A 17,156-nucleotide genomic window follows, 5' to 3' on the forward strand; every position below is an offset into this window, starting at 1 on the left:
AGATGAAGAGACTTATAGTCTAATCTATTTCATCGATAAGGAGACTACTATGGCTAAAAAATTTGCATTTGTAAAAGGACTTGCTACTGGTGTTGTCGGAACTGCTGCTGCAGTTGCTGGCGCTGTTTATGCCGTCAAGAAAACAATCATTGACCCAGAAGAAGAAAAAGCTGCTTTCATTCAAGAAAACCGCAAGAAAGCAGCACGTAAACGCGTGTCACACTAAGTCTATAAAAAAGCCGTTCTGCTACGGAGCGGCTTTTTTAGTTTAAAAATGTCTTGATGGCCACTGCTACTTTCTCATAGGCATAATCGTGCACATAGTGGGGAACATTGAGTGAAATGATCTGGCTACCCTTGACTTCTTTGGCATAGTCTTTTTGAAGTTGCTGCCATCTTTTACTGCCAAGATTTGTTCCTTGACCATTTGATGTAAATAAGAGCGTTGGTACTTGTGGAATTTTTCCTTTTTTGACCAGACGAGAATTGGCTTTAATGGCCTTGACTTCTTGGACAACATTATCTGACAGCGGTCTTCTATGAAAAATAGCTCTATAGCTTGATTTTTCCTGTTCAGTCAACTGATTATGTTTAAACAGTCCTTTATCTACTATCTTAGGAAACCAGCGGGTAAGCCCCAGCGAAGCAATGGCATGCAGCCAATCAATCAGAGGCGGATTCAGCGGATAATTATCGTAAACCGCTGGCACGGCCATGTCTAAACCGATAATCGCTGACACTTCATCAGGATATTGTTGCGCCCAATAGATGGCCTCAATTCCAGAAATAGAATGGGGTAGCAACACATAAGGTCCTTCTACACCTGCCTTCTGTAGGGCAGCTCTGCTATTTTCCAAAATTTTAGCAATAGGACGCTCCTCTTTTACGTCATCAGAAAAGCCATAACCAAACTTTTCGATCACCACGATACGGTAAGAGTCGGTCAGTCGAGAAGTCAGAGCCTTAAAGTCCAAGATAGGCGAGGGCGTGCCCCCACCTGAGAGAAAGACGATCGTCCTATCCCCTTTTCCCGCGATGAAAATACTCATCTTATGCTCGTCCACTTCTACTAGCTTACCCAGTGGCTTCATCAAGTTCTGCTCTTTTTGCAAGAGTTTGCGGTGATGGTGATAGCTTACTGACAAGATCAGTAAAAAAAGCAGAACAATAGAAACAAGTATTTTAAATATCATTGACTTCATTAACTTTCTTTAAATAGCCACTTAAGGAGATTTGAACAACAATGCCAACGAGTTCAAATATTCTTACATACTTCTTTTTGACCTTAACAGATTTTGTTGCTCATAACAGATGTAAAGAATGACAAAAACTTTCAAATCGCCATCTGTTTAAATGACTTCTATTGCTTCAATCCCAAACTCATCCAAAATAGTTTGGATTTTATCAAAAGACAATCGGAAATGCTCGAGTTTATGACCATCAGAACCAATGGCATATTTGTGACATTCCAATTCTTTAACTAGTTCTAGAGCGTAGCGATAAAGGTGTTCATGATGATAGAGATACATGGATTTGCTATTGAGTTCAAAGGCTAGGTTATAGTCAATCATCTTTTGGAAAATGCGGCGCAACTGAGGTTCATAAATTTTTAATTCATCAACTGTCACATCAAACAAGCGAAAGCCATAATCGAAATGCGCTAACACATCTGCCTCTACACGCCCAATGGCATATTCCAACTTATCCAGATATTCTTGTATGATAACGTTCTTGTCCATGGTGGCGATTTCATCATCCAGATAATCATTGACACCATTATGATGGACAGAAAGGAGTTTCAAATCATAGTCCTTATCGGCTAAGAAGCTTATGATATCAGCCTCACGGGGTTGGTAATATCCGATTTCAATACCGCGCTTGATACGATTACCGTATTTATCATTAAGCTCTGCAATTTCCTTAGAATAAGCCTCATAATCAGGGATATCATCCTGTCCTGTGTATGGATTAGACAGATCATAATGTTCTGTCGTCACAATCTCACCATCATAGTGAAGCAAATAATCCTCAAATCTAGCGTCAGAATCATAGGAAAAGTGGGTGTGTAAGTGATTGTCGCGCATAAAGTTACTCCTCTCAAATTTAAGTAATACTCTTCGAAAATCAAAATTATCCGTTGTCAACTTGCCTTGATGAACTCAAGTTCCATCGTCGGCTTCGTTTCCTAGGCTACTTTTGATTTTCATTGAGTATAAGTTAATTATAACAAAAAGACTGGAACGAAGCCATTCCAGTCTTTGTATTTACTTTAGCAAAGTGTTACCTTATAAATTTTTCGCTACTGCAGCAATCAAGTCTTTGATAGCTGAGGCATCACTACCACCTGCCATAGCCATATCTGGCTTACCGCCACCACGACCTGATACAATTGGTGCTAAAACTTTGATAAGGTTACCGGCATGAACATCCTTGGTTTTACTTGCTACAAGGACATTTACTTTTTCACCAATGGCTGCTACAAGGACAAGGACATCAGAGTAATCTTTTTGTTTCCAGTTATCGGCAAAAGTGCGAAGGGCGCCAGCATCTGAGACAGATACTTGGCTTGCAATGTAACGCACACCGTTAACATCCTTAACGTCCTTAAAGACTTCACTAGCAGCGGCCGCAGCTGCTTTTTCTTTAAGCTCTGCATTTTCTTTTTGTAAATGGCGGAGCTCCTCAGCAAGACTCGCAACTTTGTTTGAAGTCTCTTTGATCTGAGGTGATTTGATTGTCGCTGCAATCGCGCGAAGGGCATCTTCTTCTTCGCGATAAGCAAGGAAAGCTTCACGACTTGTCACAGCGAGAATACGGCGTGTTCCTGAACCGATACCTTCTTCTTTGACAATCTTGAAAAGGCCGATTTCTGAGGTATTCTTGATGTGAGTACCACCACAAAGCTCAACAGAATAATCACCAATTGAAACCACACGAACATTCTTACCATATTTTTCACCAAAAAGAGCCATAGCTCCCATGTTTTTAGCCGTATCAATGTCTGTTTCAATAGTTGTAACTGGGATAGCATTCCAGATTTGTTCATTAACCTGTTCTTCAATCTGACGAAGTTCTTCTGCTGTAACTGCTTCAAAATGTGTGAAGTCAAAACGCAAAAATTCAACTTCGTTGAGGGATCCAGCCTGAGTGGCATGTTCGCCGATAATATTGTGCAGAGCGGCATGAAGCAAATGAGTAGCTGTGTGATTTTTCATGACACGGTGACGACGGCTACTATCAATTTCAAGGGTATAAGTTGTGCCCTGAGAAAGACTTGCTAAGATATCAACAGTATGAAGGGCTTGACCATTTGGTGCTTTTTGCACATCTGTCACACGCGCAACAGTATCACCCTTTTCATTCTTGATGACACCATGATCAGCCACTTGACCACCCATTTCAGCATAGAATGGTGTTTCTGCGAAGACAAGAAGAGCTTGACCTTCAGATACTACTTCTGAACGTTCATTATCAGTGATGATAACTGAAAGTGTACTATCCAACACCTCTTTGTCATAGTTGAAGACTGAAGGTTCTACAATACCTGCAAGGGTTTCGTTTTGCATGCCCATTGAACCGCCTTTGACAACAGCAGCTCGTGCACGTTCTTGCTGTTCTTTCATAGCTACTCTGAAGCCTTCATGATCAATCTTATAACCTGCATCTTCTGCTAACTCCTCAGTCAATTCGACTGGAAAACCATAGGTATCGTAAAGTTTAAAGATATCTTTACCTTCAAGTGTATTCTTACCTGCCTCTTTTAATTGCGCTAGCAATTGATCCAAATGACCGCTTCCAGCATCAATAGTCCGTGCAAAAGTTTCTTCTTCACGCTTCACAATCTTTTCAATGAAATCACGTTTTTCAAGAATTTCTGGATAGTAACTTTCCATAATCTTTCCAACAGTTGGAACAAGTTTGTAGAGGAAAGTGTCACCAATACCAAGACGACGACCATGCATAACTGCGCGACGGAGAAGACGACGAAGAACATAGCCTCGACCTTCGTTTCCTGGTAGAGCACCATCACCGATAGCAAATGAGAGAGCACGAATGTGGTCGGCTATAACTTTAAAACTCATATTATCACCGTCTGGATCATAGGTCTTGCCAGACAATTTTTCAACTTCGCGGATAATTGGCATGAAGAGATCGGTTTCAAAGTTCGTTTTAGCTCCTTGCATCACAGCAGCCAAACGTTCAAGACCAGCACCCGTATCAATATTTTTATTAGGAAGTTCCTTGTACTCAGAACGTGGAACAGCAGGATCAGCGTTGAATTGTGATAAAACGATATTCCAGATTTCAATGTAACGATCGTTTTCAATGTCCTCAGCCAAAAGACGAAGTCCGATATGTTCTGGATCAAAGTCTTCCCCACGATCAAAGAAGATTTCTGTATCTGGTCCTGAAGGACCCGCACCAATTTCCCAGAAATTATCTTCGATTGGTACTAAGTGGTCTGGTTCTACTCCACAAGCAATCCAGCGGTTATAAGAATCTTTGTCGTCAGGGTAGTAAGTCATATAAAGTTTATCTTTTGGAAAATCAAACCACTCTGGACTTGTCAACAGTTCAAAGCCCCATTCAATCGCTTCATCTCGGAAATAATCTCCAATAGAGAAATTTCCTAGCATTTCAAACATGGTATGGTGGCGAGCTGTTTTACCAACATTTTCAATATCATTGGTACGAATTGATTTTTGAGCATTAGTGATACGTGGGTTTTCAGGAATAACAGAACCATCAAAATATTTTTTGAGAGTTGCCACACCAGAGTTAATCCATAAAAGTGTCGGATCGTTGACGGGAACAAGATTGGCTGAAGGCTCAACTGAGTGACCTTTCGATTTCCAGAAATCAAGCCACATTTGACGAATTTGTGCAGAAGATAATTGTTTCATAATTAAGATACTAAGGGTGTTAAGCGGACACCGTCAAAATAGGAAACTTGACGAAGACGCTTGCGTCTAGGAAGTGTTTCTCTTTTTGACAAAGTCCGTAACCCGAGTTCATTTCAACATGAACTCGCTCCCCTTTCCTTTCTTTGTTTTTATAAAATTTAATTGGAAGCGCTATTTGCTGCGTGGTGTTCCATTTCTTTGACGTAGTCAATGGCAATGACAAGTGATATAACCAAATCTGCATATTGATTATCATAAACTTCAATACGATAAGTTGATGTCAGGCGCAACCACTCCTGAGAAATTCTGGCAACTTCTTGACCATTCTGAGTCAGATGAAAGTTCATATCCCAGAAATCTCCCTGAACATCAATGCCTAGTCCCTCAATGCTATAACGAGGTTTGAAAAACGTAAATTCTTTCTTAATGGTAAAAGATGTACCATCAGCCAGAACCACATCAAATTTTGGTAAAAAAGTCATGAATTGTTTGTCAATTCGACTGACTAGATTTCCCTGCATATCTGTAATGGAAAACGTCTTAGGTATTTTGAAAAAAGAACCCTCCACTTGATAAGTTGGAATTCCCAATTCGTCTGTAATAGTAAACTTTCCTCCGAGAGACCACATCTTTTGTTTGATTTGGAATGTCGTCATTATACCTTCCTCAATTTAAAAGACAAGCCCATATCACGAAGGGCGAGAACCGCGGTACCACCTTCATTCAATGAACTTGTCATCCTTTTTATTATCTTAAATTGTCGTATTGAGTAGCATGTTCTTCACCCATCTATGGCTCGCAGCAACCGCCATTTTTCTGTATTAGGGCAACGAAAAACAATTCTCAACACTTTATTATACAAGCTTTTCGAGACACGGTCAAGTTAAATTATTTATCTGAAGAACTTTCAGTTGTAGATTCTGTTGTACTTGAAGATGTAGACGATGAACTACTTGAGCTTGATGAGCTTGTTGCATATTGTGACAAGATGTCTGCAAATGCGCTGTCTTTAATTTTCACATTAGCTTTTTCAAGAGCCGCAGCAATTACTTTGTTTTGGAAGCTAGTATCACTTTGGTACTTAGCCATGAGCAATTTCTTCAAACGTTTCTTATACGTTTTCCAGTCAGAATCTTTTTCAGTCTTTTCTGTCGTTTTTACAATGTAATAAGAATACGTATAAGTAGAAGAATCAAGGACCGAGATAACATCTGAAATACCATCTTTATCAAGTTTAAAGGCCGCTGACATGACATCGCTTGGTAAAGTTGTATCTGCTGAGTCAAAAGTATAACTTACTTTTTTATCAGCCTCCGTTGTCTTTTCTTTAGCAATTGATTCAAAGTCTGCGCCTTCTGCTTTGACAGATTCAAGAACGGTTTTTGCTGTTTCCTCATCTGATAGCTTAATGACAAGTGCTTTTGTTTCTGGATTGTAAGTTTCGTATGCAGCCTTATAATTCTTAGTTGTCAATTCTTTTTTAGCCGCTTGTTCCACTGCGTACTCAACCAACTTTGTTGTACGAATTTGTTGTTTGTAGCTTTCAGTTGTAAGACCAGCTTGAGTAAGGGCACTTGAGAATGATGAACCATAGGAAGAAGCTGTTTTATTATATGCGTCAGTAACTTCTTTGTCAGAAACTTTGTCACCATATTGTTGTTCAAAAACTCGTGTCAAAACCAAAGTCAACATTGATTGCTGAGCTGATGAGGTATTTTTCACAGATTTGAAAAAGTCTGAAACTGTGATAGTGTCACCTTTTAAGGTAACTAGATTCGTACTCTCAGAATCACCGTTTTTAACAGCAAGATAAGTCACACCTGATGCTAAAAGAGCAGTTACTGCAACAGTTGCAATCCCTGTAACAGCTTTGTTCAAACCTTTTTTCTTGTTTGCCATGTTAAATATAACTCCTTAAATTGTCATTAACTCTATTATTGTACCATATTTTCTTAAAAATGCCTTAAATTATAGGACAATATTTTCAGTATTTTTCCGAATCATCAAAAGTCCATCACCTAATGGCACCAGACTAGTCGTCAAATCAGGGTGTGTCAGCGTTGCGTCGAATAAACGTTGAAGCCCTTTGTAGATGGTTCGTTGACCACGACGAACCTCCAAAATAGGTCTAGCTACGTCGCCACCTTGAAAAATATCATCCATAATAATGACACCACCAACTGTAAGATGATTTAAAATTTCTGGCAAAAAGACAATGTATTTTGACTTTGCTGAATCCATAAAAACAAAATCATAAGTCTCTTTCAGACCGACCAATAAATCGACGGCATCACCTTCTAGAAGTTGAATTTGATTTCTTGTATCGTATTTTTCAAAATTTTCCTTTGCAAAACCAATCATTTCCTCGTTGCGATCAATAGTCGTAATCTTTGCCTGCGGCGCATTTTCAGCCATCAAGAGTGCGGAAAAACCTATGGCTGTTCCAATTTCTAAAATATTTTTGGGTTGAATAGTTTGCATTAAAAATCGAAAATAGGCCACTGTTTCATGGGGAATAATAGGAATATTTTCTTGGTGTGCAAATGCTTCTAATTTTGCCAAATGAGCTTCATTTTGCTTTTGACGAGTCCTCATAAAATGAACGATATTTTCAGACACAACAGGACGGCGCATGTTGTGATTGGCATTTTTACTGTAAGATTGAACCATCTTTCTCCCTTTTCTCTTGCATTTTGACAAAACTGTCAACTGTCCTATTATAGCAAAAAAATCCTAGTAAGTACTGGAAATTTTAGTCTTAGCGATAATTTGAAAAACCATTCCGATAAAGAATTTTTTCAGCATCCAAGACATGACTCCAGTTCTGACCGATTTCTGAAAACATTCTTCCACCATGACCTGATCCAACAAGATCAGCAGTTTGATAATCTGGATTTTGGGTCAGCATAATGGTCAAACTTGAACTCTCTGAATTAGAAAACACTGCTCCTCCACTTACCATATAATAATATTCAAATATAAGAAGGACTACCTTGGTATCTGTTGTTGTTCGCCAGCTTTCAAAGATTAATTTACCTTCCAGTTGTTCTTTTAAAAGAGCAGTTACCTCCTCCAATGTCGCCGAAAAATTTCCAATCAATTGTTTGGCTCGTAAGTCCATCACTCACCTCCGAAAATCGTTATTATTTCCGACAAGTCAGCAATTTTATCATTGATGGAAGAGTCGGGCTGGTTTAGATTGATAGACTTGATACCAGCATGTTCTGCCACCTCAACATCCAGTTTACGGTCGCCAATATAGTAAGCCTTCTCCTTGTCCAGCTTGTACTTGTCTAACAAATAGTTAATGCCTTCAGGATGGGGTTTACGAATAAAACCATTAGCCGAGGTGATAACCTCTGTAAAATACTGATCAATGCCTAATCGAGCCAGCACTGCTTTTGTCGTCGCTCCCTTATGAGTGTAGATAAAGTTTTGGATACCTCTTTCTTGGGTAAATTGCAGAGCTGCTTTAGCATGAGGCACGAGGTTTATCATGTGGTCACGCGCTTCTTGTTCACGATTGAAAAAGCACAACAATTCTTCAAAAGGCACATCGTGCTCCGCTGCCAAACGACGTAAAAGTTCCCCGACAGACTCCTTGATGATAAAATCAAAAACAAAGTCCTCATCCATCGGCCATTCGTAAGTGTCATAAAGCAAAATCAATACCTGACGGATAGCATCGTAAGACTCCACTAGCGTCCCATCAAAATCCCAAATAAAACTGACGGTTTTCATCTTCTCTCCCTGATTTCCTGTAAAGAATATCTTTGTCGACCAGCCGTATCAAAATTTTCAGGTGCCAACCAGCTTTCTAAGACTGCTTTAGTAACGGGCCAATCTTGATCAGTCATCGCAAACCAGTCAGTATCACGACTTCTGTCCTTGTAAATAACATGATTTCGGAAAGTACCTTCATATGTAAATCCTAGACGTCTAGCAGCCTTAGCAGAAGGAAAATTAAGATTGTCACACTTCCATTCGTAGCGACGGTAGCCCAAGGTTTCAAAAACATAGGTCATGACAAGATACTGTGCCTCTGTTGCGGCTCGTGTTTTTTGCAATGCTGGTGCGTAAATAACTCTTCCCATTTCTACTGAGCGATTATTCGTATCAATCCGCATGAGCGAAAAAGTCCCTAAAATTTTGTCGCTTGCCTTATCTCGAATGGCAAAAAAGTAGGGATTGCTTGATTGTTCATAGGTCTCTAAACGTTCACGAACGGTATCGGGTGAGTCAAACGGCTCATCAAATAAGTAAGTCCAGTCAGACAATACCACATTGTCACAATAAAAGTCAACAATATCTTCAAAGTGCTGGCTAACGTTTAAATGCTCAACAACACAGTATCGTCCTTCCAAAGTCTCAACAGTCGGAAGTTCCCCTGTTTTAAAATCAGGTAAAGCCTCTCCAATTTCTTGTCCAAAACGATTAACTGACATGCTTATCCTCCAAATTTATCCAATAACGCGCTAAATGATGACCGTCTTCTAGGGGAAGAATATTTTCCAATTTCCCACCAACCTTCTCAATCGTCTTACGACTAGGAAGATTATCTTCACGGGCAGTTATCAGAACACGTTTGATCCCTCTTTGACGATATTGTTCAAGTGCAAATGCTAAAAGTTTTGTCATCACACCTTGCTGACGAAAGTCTGGTGCAGTAGCATAGCCGATATGACCGCCGATACGTAATAAATCTCCCTTTTCAATTTGCCAGCGGCAGTCAATCCGTCCTACAATACTCTCATCCACAAAAGCATAATAATTAGTGGAGGTTGACCACTCAGGATTGTCTGTCTGGGTTTCAAAACGCTTAGATTTTTCAACAAAAGCTGCAAAATCCTCTACTTTTTTAGTTTCAATAAAGCTGTTTCCTGCTGCTTTTTCGTCCAACAACTTTGCTTGAAATTCTTCAAATGCTACTTGATCACTTAATTCTAATTTTCTGATTTCCATCGTCTTCTCCAAATAATAAATAAGTACAATTGATAGGTATTAGCTCTAACAGTTAGTTAATCAGCCGATAAATCACTCAATTAGGAGACAATCGGTCAATCAAGTTTTTCGTTAGTCTCTTTTATTCAAATCAAAACTGTATCGAGCAGACTTTAAGACTTTATCGTGGTAAGGAATAGTTTCCAGAGCAAGCAACTGACCGCCCATCTTTTCAATCAAACCGCGACTGGCCACATTGTCCTCATCTGTCGCCACAAAGACCTGATTAGCTCCTAGCTGACGGTAATGTTCAAGAGCAAAGGTAAATAATCTGCTTGCCAGACCTTGTCTACGAAAGCTCGGAGCTACCATATAACCAAAATGCCCTAACGTCTGACAATCAGGATGATCTAATTCCCAGAAGCAGATCACTAACCCTGCAATCTGCCCACTGCTAAAAGCAAAATAGCGAGTAAAAGGGGGCCAAGTCTGATTAGATAATTTGACCTCTGATTGGTCACTCTGTCTGACAAATTCATCAAAATCAGACACATCCCACCATTCCACAAAAGGATTATTTTCTTTATCTGCTAACATGGCAGCATTAAATTTTTCAAAAGCTTCTCGGTCACAGCTTTTAATCTTTCGAATCTCCATACATGCTTTTGAACTCAATTCACTTTCCTCCTTATATCTGGCTACAAAATACAAATCTATTGTAAAAACCTATATTCACAAGAGAATTGCTTATAGATAAGAGATATTTTTTTGCTCATCAAGGCAGTTTTTTGAGGGAACACTGACTGTATTTTGAAAAAAACTAACGGGGAGTAGCACAAAAACTAGCCTTGGATAGAAGTGCTGAACTGTGAATACAGTTTCTAAATACTCAATGAAAACCAAAATCAGACTAGCTACAACGGTCTGAATGGTGCTTTAGAAAGTTTGAAATAAAGCAAACTTAGTTCGTGTCAGCAATGCGGAAGTGAAACTGAAAGTCAGCAACATCTGGAGTTAGTTTTTCGAAAAATATGCCCACACAAACGTTAAAGTTCCTAAGGTAAGCTCCCATAGAGAGGCCGATAACATCTTCAAGTAGTACATAAAAGTTTACAAATCATCAGCAATTTTGTTAATCTTACGCAGACGGTGATTGACACCACTCTTGGTGATTGGTATTTCCAAGCTATCGGCTATCTGCTGAATGGAGTAGTCAGGATGAGCCACTCTGACTTGGGCAATCTGTTGTAGTTCAACAGGCAGAGCCTCCAAACCAACTGTGTCCATAATCTTAACGATATTGTTAATGGTTTTCATACTGGCTGTAATGGTCTTAGCAATGTTGGCTGTCTCAGCATTATTAGCTCGATTGATGTCGTTTCGGGTTTCCCGCATAATTTTGACTTCCTCAAAAGCTTCGCGGCAAGCCATAGCCCCAATGACAATGAGAAAATCCATGATGTCTTCGGCCTTTTGCAAGTAAGTTATCGAACCATTTTTGTGTTCAATGACCTTAGCATCCAGCATAAATTTTCGCATGAGGTCTGCTAAGTCTTCAGCATGATCTTGATAGACTGAAAAAATCTCCAGCTGGTACTTTCCCGATTCGGGGTCACGAATGGTTCCTGTCGCCAAAAATGCACCGCGTAAATAAGAACGCCCTTTCTCATCATCTTCTAAAATACTAGGCTTGATGCCCGTTTCAATACCAAAGAATGAGTCTGCTAACTGCAAATCAGACAAAATTTCTTCAACATTTTCAGTAACAAAAACATTGTAAACCCGATTTTTACGGAGATTAGTCTTCTGGTGATATTTGATTTCTGGTGTGAGGCTATAGATACTTTCGACAAGGTTATAGATATGTCTAGCAATTTTGGCATTTTCAGTGGTGATGGATAATGTTAAGCCTTGACCAGTTAGACCAAGGCTGCCTGACATTTTGATGATAGCTGAAAGTTCATTCTTATCTGAAATCGCTAAGGTTAGGAGTTCTTCTTTCACTTTTATTGTAAAACTCATCGGCGCTTCACCTTGACTAAATTCATCAATTCATCAACCACACGTTTGCCATCGTGAAAAGCTCCGCCATTTTCCAAACGTAAAAAATTAGAAGAAATAACGGTCTTAGCCAGTTTACGCAAGTTCTTAAAATCATGCTCTACCTGTACCAAGTATTCATCAAATTTGTTGGAATTCATATAAGTCTGAGGAACTTTTTCGATATTGACCAAAACGGTGTCAATGACATCTAAACCAAGGTGACGATTGAGGACAGCCACGTGGTCTGCATCCGTAAAATGCTCTGTCTCACCACGCTGTGTCATAATATTGCAGACATAAGCAACTTCCGCTTTGGTATCCAAAAGTGCTTGCCTAATTTCAGGAATAACAAGGTTAGGCAAAATCGAGGTAAAAAGCGAACCTGGTCCAAGGACAATCATGTCACTTTCCATGATAGTTTGAACCACCTTACGGCTTGCGGTTGGTTCTTCTTCATTGTAAGTATTTGTCACATAGACGCGGTCAATCATCCCTTGATAGTCGGCAATGTGACTCTCACCAACAACTTCATGACCATCTTTAAAGATGGCATGCAATGTCAATGGGTTTTCACTAGCTGGGTAAATCTTTCCAGTCACATGAAAGAATTTAGTCAAAATTTGCATAGCATTGTAGGTGGAACCTTGCATTTCTGCGATTCCAGAAATAATAAGATTCCCCAAAGGATGACCTGCCAAAGCACCATCACCTTCTGCAAAGCGATATTGGAAAATTTTTTCATAAAACTTTGGCATATCGCTCATGGCAACTAGAACATTGCGCAAATCGCCGGGTGGTGTCAATTGCATAACTGAGCGTAACTGACCAGATGATCCTCCGTCGTCAGCGACAGTTACAATTGCCGTAATATCAACATCTTCATGTCTAAGGCTGTTCAGTATGACAGGAATGCCTGTCCCGCCTCCAATAACGGTAATTTTAGGTTTTCTCATGAGCGATTAACAGTCTCCTTACGACGATCTTTGTCACGATGGCTTTCATTAACAAGCCAGTCCGACTTTAAATCTTCAGCCAAGCGATGAGCGAATGCTGTACTTCTATGTTGACCTCCCGTGCAACCAATAGCAATAGTCAAAACTGATTTTCCTTCTTTTTGGTAGCCTGGTAAAATAGGCTGCAATAGAGCCAACAAATGTTGGTAAAATTCTTCTGATTCTTTATGTCCCATAACATAGGTGTAAACGGGGTTATCAAGCCCAGTCAAATTTCGCAATTCTGGCATATAATAAGGATTTGGCAAAAACCGCACATCAAATACGAGATCTGCATCAAGAGGTAAGCCATATTTAAAACCGAAACTGAGGACTTCTATACGAAATGTTGTGTGTTCTCCAGAGTTTGAAAACTGGTCTGTTATCGTTTTTCTAAGTTGACGAGGTGTTAACTCAGTAGTGTCCACAACATTTTGACTCAAACTCTTCAGTGGAGCCAATAATTCACGTTCTAACTTAATTCCATCCATAATACGACCATCCGCTGCTAGAGGATGACTGCGCCGTGTTTCTTTATAGCGTGATACCAGTTCGCCGTCTGTCGCATCTAAAAATAGAATCTTAAAGTTAAGTTTTTCATTTGATTCAATCTTATCAAGGACAGTATTAACTTCACTGAAAAACTGACGGCTACGCATATCGACAACAAGTGCTACTTTGTCATAGTCCTCAGACTGACCAATTAGTTCCAAAAATTTGGGAACTAAGGCGGGCGGCATATTATCAATCGTAAAATAGCCTAAATCTTCAAAAGATTGGATAGCAACAGTCTTTCCAGCTCCACTCATTCCTGTAACAATGACCAAGTTAATTTTTGAGTCTAACATAATTTCTCCCTTTTCTAATCACTTACAGAATAGTCTGTTCTCTCTAGATGTCTTATTTTCCCAAGTAATTCTTGATTACTAGCCTGCAAAACAGCTATTTGCTGGGTCATGGAAGCGAGCATTTCTGTTTGTAACTTCTGAATTTCCAACAAATCTGACTGATCTTGCTGCACAAGGTGATCAATTTTGGTGTGCAAAAGTCGGATACCTTGCTCTGATTTCTGATTAACCCTATAGTCATTTTTAGCCTGCAAACGATCATAATCAGAAGAACGATTCTGACTCATCATAATTAAAGGAGCCTGAATGGCAGCTAGTGTTGACAGAGCCAAATTCAATAAAATGAAGGGATAAGCATCAAAAACAAGACCAAACGGTTTCAAAACATTGAACGCCATCCAAACCGCCATTAAAAAAACAAAGGAGATAATAAATGTCCAAGAACCTCCAAAACGTGCGACAATGTCAGCTATTTTCTGACCAAAAGTAATCGTATTGTCCCACTCTTCCTGCACATCCATTGTTTCATAGGCTTGATTTTTTGTAACTTCATAAACAGTCTCACGAACATAGTCGTTCTTTTTATTAGCTTTATCAATAACGTTTTTCATAAATATCAAACGATACTTCACCAAATGAACATTACTCACAAAACTACCATCAGATAACTCCGGATAATCATGTAAAATCAACTTTTTAAGTCCGACATTTAATTCAGATAAGTAAACACCCTCAACTGCACGGTAGTTAAGATGATCAATTCCATCAATAATCCATTCCTCCTCCGACATCGGCTCCACCTTCTTTCCACGACCTATTATAGCAAAAAATCACTGAATTCTCAGCGTTTTTTAGTCTCTATTAATGCTAATACCAAGAACAGTCAGATGACCATTGCTAATTAAAGTAATCACCAAACGAGCAAGTTCCTTAGCTGGCATGTCAAAACCAGATTTTATCCACCACGATAAAGTTCCTGTAAAAATACTAGTTAGATAGGCAACGATAAAATCAGTCGGGACTGGCTGGCCTGACTCTGTCACATTAAGCCTACTTAAGATATGGGCATACTTTTCCCTAACTAAGTCCCCGAATCCTTTTTGCATAATTTCTTGTGAAATACTCTTTAGAGCAATTTGAGCCAAAGAACTATTTTTTTCAAGTGTTCGATAATAGTCAGCTAAAAGTTGCTCTGCTTTTTTGACCATAACCGTATCTTCTGTCGCAATCTGAGCAGCATCAATCATGTCAGACATTTGCTGCAACATTTGCTGCTGAATACCTTGCTGAAGGGCTTCTTTATCGGCGTAATGGGCATAAAAGGTGGCACGGTTAATCATAGCTTCATCAGCAATATCCTGAACCGTAATTTTTTCATATTCTTTCTGACTCAGCAATTTTGTAAATGAATCAAAAATTAACTTTTCAGTTCTTAAATAGCGAATATCAGTAAATTTCATAGATTTTCCTCTAAGATAAACAACAAATTGTTAGTTAGGTGTTGTTTAAACAACAGATTCCCCAAAATCAACGATTGTATTTGACAAACATAGTTTTATAATATTATTATAACAAACACTCTGTTGAATAAGCAACAGAATGTTGATAGGCTGACAAATTGTCGCCTAGAAAATGAGGAAAGATAAATGTACAAAACTGGTATAGATGTTGGGTCAACAACGGTCAAAGTCGTTGTTTTCGATGAAGATAATAATCTACTTTTTGCTCGCTATGAACGTCATTACTCAGATGTCAAGACGGCAACCATTAAAGTTTTGCAAGAAGCTATCTCAGAAATTGGTGACCAAGTGGTCTCCATTGCCATTACAGGTTCAGGTGGTATGGGTTTGTCTGACGCTGCTGAAATTCCTTTTGTTCAAGAAGTTATTGCGGCTACAACTACTGTTGAGAAGCTTATCCCACAAACTGATGTCGTTATTGAGTTGGGTGGTGAAGATGCCAAGATGACTTTCTTTGGTGACGCACTTGAGCAACGCATGAACGGAACTTGTGCTGGTGGGACAGGTGCTTTCATTGATCAAATGGCAGAACTACTCAAAACAGATGCTAATGGCGTCAACGAATTAGCCAAGGGCTATGAAACCATCTATCCTATCGCCAGTCGCTGCGGGGTTTTCGCCAAAACTGACGTACAACCCCTTATCAATGAAGGAGCCCGCAAGGAAGACATCGCTGCTTCCATTTTCCAAGCAGTAGTCAATCAAACCATAGCAGGTCTAGCATCAGGACGTAAAATTACCGGAAATATTGCTTTTTTAGGTGGACCACTCTACTTCATGAGTGAATTGCGCCAACGTTTCATTGAAACGCTCAATATCGCACCTGAAAATGTGATTTTCCCAGAAAATCCACAACTCTTCGTTGCCATGGGGGCAGCCTTTGACGAAGACCAAACGGTGCTCAAAATATCACAAATTATTGATAACCTCAATCACAATACCTCGGAATCACTGGTGCCTAAAAATACTTTGGATGTCCTTTTCAAAGATCAAAATGAGTTAGATATTTGGCGCCAACGCCATAATGAAGCTAGCGCTCAATATAAAGATATCGCTAATGCTTCTGGTCCAGTCTTTCTCGGAATTGATGCAGGCTCCACCACTTCTAAGCTCATCCTGACCGACCCAGATGGCAATATTCTTTTCCAACACTACGGCAGCAACAAGGGACAACCTCTGGAATCTGTCATTGCCGTTATCAAGGAAATCTATCATCAGTTGCCAGAAGAAGCCTATATTGCTCGTTCTTGTGTGACGGGCTACGGTGAAAATCTGATTAAGGCTGCGCTTCGTGTAGATTACGGTGAAGTTGAAACGGTAGCACACTTCAAGGCTGCCAACTACTTCAATCCCGGCGTTGACTTTATCCTTGACATCGGTGGACAAGACATGAAAGCCATGTCTGTCCAAGACGGAGCCCTCTCAAGCATCCAACTCAACGAGGCTTGCTCGTCTGGCTGCGGCTCCTTTATTGAAACCTTTGCTAAATCGCTTAAATACGATGTCAAAGACTTCGCTCAAGTTGCCTTGCTGGCAGAGCACCCGGTTGACCTCGGTTCTAAATGTACCGTCTTCATGAACTCTAAAGTTAAACAAGTCCAAAAAGAAGGGGCAACCGTTGCTGACATTTCTGCAGGGCTTTCCTACTCAGTCATCAAAAATGCTCTCTACAAAGTTATCAAACTCAAACGCCCCGAAGACCTCGGTGAAAAAATTGTTGTGCAAGGCGGTACCTTTTATAACGAAGCAGTTCTGCGTGCCTTTGAACTTGTCTCTGGCCGCGAAGTTGTCCGCCCAAGCATTGCCGGACTCATGGGAGCTTATGGCTGCGCTCTCATTGCTCAAGAAAAATACGAAGATGAGATCCATGCACAAACTCATGAAGCAGTTGCCATGACATAAGGAGAA

General features: G+C 39.8%; 18 protein-coding genes. 2 read left to right on the forward strand and 16 right to left on the reverse strand.

What is annotated here, in order from left to right:
* The first annotated feature begins 49 nt into the window (after positions 1 to 49).
* Positions 50 to 226: a DUF3042 family protein gene (locus tag ABZ559_RS07980; RefSeq protein WP_018363455.1), complete on the forward strand. Its 177-nt coding sequence runs from the start codon at positions 50 to 52 to the stop codon at positions 224 to 226.
* A 37-nt stretch (positions 227 to 263) separates the two neighbouring features.
* Here the strand turns inward: ABZ559_RS07980 and ABZ559_RS07985 are convergent, their stop codons facing one another.
* From ABZ559_RS07985 to ABZ559_RS08060, 16 genes are all read right to left on the reverse strand, one after another.
* A complete protein-coding gene (locus ABZ559_RS07985; protein WP_367005881.1) occupies positions 264 to 1,202 on the reverse strand; it encodes an alpha/beta hydrolase in 939 nt (312 codons plus the stop codon).
* Positions 1,203 to 1,349: 147 nt separating this feature from the next.
* On the reverse strand, positions 1,350 to 2,084 hold the full coding sequence (locus ABZ559_RS07990) for a PHP domain-containing protein (RefSeq protein ID WP_018376320.1): 735 nt from the start codon (positions 2,082 to 2,084) through the stop codon (positions 1,350 to 1,352).
* 201 nt (positions 2,085 to 2,285) lie between these two features.
* Entirely contained in the window at positions 2,286 to 4,904 is a 2,619-nt protein-coding gene (gene alaS, locus ABZ559_RS07995) for an alanine--tRNA ligase (protein ID WP_367005883.1), read from the reverse strand.
* 158 nt (positions 4,905 to 5,062) lie between these two features.
* Positions 5,063 to 5,560, reverse strand: a complete 498-nt coding sequence (locus ABZ559_RS08000; protein ID WP_273414642.1) for an LURP-one-related family protein — start codon at positions 5,558 to 5,560, stop codon at positions 5,063 to 5,065.
* 232 nt (positions 5,561 to 5,792) lie between these two features.
* A complete protein-coding gene (gene prsA, locus ABZ559_RS08005) occupies positions 5,793 to 6,803 on the reverse strand; it encodes a peptidylprolyl isomerase PrsA (protein WP_018376317.1) in 1,011 nt (336 codons plus the stop codon).
* Between the two features lie 69 nt (positions 6,804 to 6,872).
* A complete protein-coding gene (locus tag ABZ559_RS08010) occupies positions 6,873 to 7,574 on the reverse strand; it encodes an O-methyltransferase (RefSeq protein WP_367005884.1) in 702 nt (233 codons plus the stop codon).
* A gap of 88 nt (positions 7,575 to 7,662) precedes the next feature.
* Entirely contained in the window at positions 7,663 to 8,025 is a 363-nt protein-coding gene (locus tag ABZ559_RS08015) for a DUF6054 family protein (RefSeq protein WP_273414639.1), read from the reverse strand.
* Positions 8,025 to 8,645: an HAD-IA family hydrolase gene (locus ABZ559_RS08020; protein ID WP_367005885.1), complete on the reverse strand. Its 621-nt coding sequence runs from the start codon at positions 8,643 to 8,645 to the stop codon at positions 8,025 to 8,027. Before ABZ559_RS08020 ends, ABZ559_RS08015 begins: the two co-directional genes overlap by 1 nt.
* The gene (locus ABZ559_RS08025; RefSeq protein WP_367005886.1) at positions 8,642 to 9,349 is read right to left on the reverse strand and encodes a GNAT family protein; all 708 of its coding nucleotides are present in this window, start codon (positions 9,347 to 9,349) and stop codon (positions 8,642 to 8,644) included. Before ABZ559_RS08025 ends, ABZ559_RS08020 begins: the two co-directional genes overlap by 4 nt.
* The gene (locus ABZ559_RS08030; RefSeq protein WP_367005887.1) at positions 9,339 to 9,866 is read right to left on the reverse strand and encodes a GNAT family N-acetyltransferase; all 528 of its coding nucleotides are present in this window, start codon (positions 9,864 to 9,866) and stop codon (positions 9,339 to 9,341) included. Before ABZ559_RS08030 ends, ABZ559_RS08025 begins: the two co-directional genes overlap by 11 nt.
* Positions 9,867 to 9,977: 111 nt before the next feature.
* On the reverse strand, positions 9,978 to 10,520 hold the full coding sequence (locus tag ABZ559_RS08035; RefSeq protein WP_367005888.1) for a GNAT family N-acetyltransferase: 543 nt from the start codon (positions 10,518 to 10,520) through the stop codon (positions 9,978 to 9,980).
* 435 nt (positions 10,521 to 10,955) lie between these two features.
* Entirely contained in the window at positions 10,956 to 11,867 is a 912-nt protein-coding gene (gene whiA, locus ABZ559_RS08040; RefSeq protein ID WP_367005889.1) for a DNA-binding protein WhiA, read from the reverse strand.
* A complete protein-coding gene (locus tag ABZ559_RS08045) occupies positions 11,864 to 12,841 on the reverse strand; it encodes a YvcK family protein (protein ID WP_367005891.1) in 978 nt (325 codons plus the stop codon). The genes whiA and ABZ559_RS08045 overlap by 4 nt, the downstream gene beginning before the upstream one ends.
* Positions 12,838 to 13,728 carry an RNase adapter RapZ gene (gene rapZ, locus ABZ559_RS08050; RefSeq protein ID WP_273414631.1) on the reverse strand — a complete coding sequence of 297 codons (891 nt, stop codon included), beginning with the start codon at positions 13,726 to 13,728 and terminating at the stop codon, positions 12,838 to 12,840. Before rapZ ends, ABZ559_RS08045 begins: the two co-directional genes overlap by 4 nt.
* A 14-nt stretch (positions 13,729 to 13,742) precedes the next feature.
* Complete coding sequence (locus ABZ559_RS08055) at positions 13,743 to 14,519, reverse strand: DUF1003 domain-containing protein (protein WP_367005893.1); 777 nt, start codon at positions 14,517 to 14,519, stop codon at positions 13,743 to 13,745.
* Between the two features lie 60 nt (positions 14,520 to 14,579).
* A complete protein-coding gene (locus ABZ559_RS08060; RefSeq protein ID WP_367005894.1) occupies positions 14,580 to 15,188 on the reverse strand; it encodes a TetR/AcrR family transcriptional regulator in 609 nt (202 codons plus the stop codon).
* A 186-nt stretch (positions 15,189 to 15,374) separates the two neighbouring features.
* Between ABZ559_RS08060 and ABZ559_RS08065 the strand changes: the two genes are divergently transcribed.
* Positions 15,375 to 17,150 (forward strand): acyl-CoA dehydratase activase, encoded by a 1,776-nt coding sequence (locus ABZ559_RS08065; protein ID WP_367005896.1) that lies wholly within the window; start codon positions 15,375 to 15,377, stop codon positions 17,148 to 17,150.
* Positions 17,151 to 17,156: the final 6 nt, after the last annotated feature.

Source organism: Streptococcus sp. ZY19097, assembly GCF_040731245.1.
GTDB lineage: Bacteria > Bacillota > Bacilli > Lactobacillales > Streptococcaceae > Streptococcus > Streptococcus orisratti.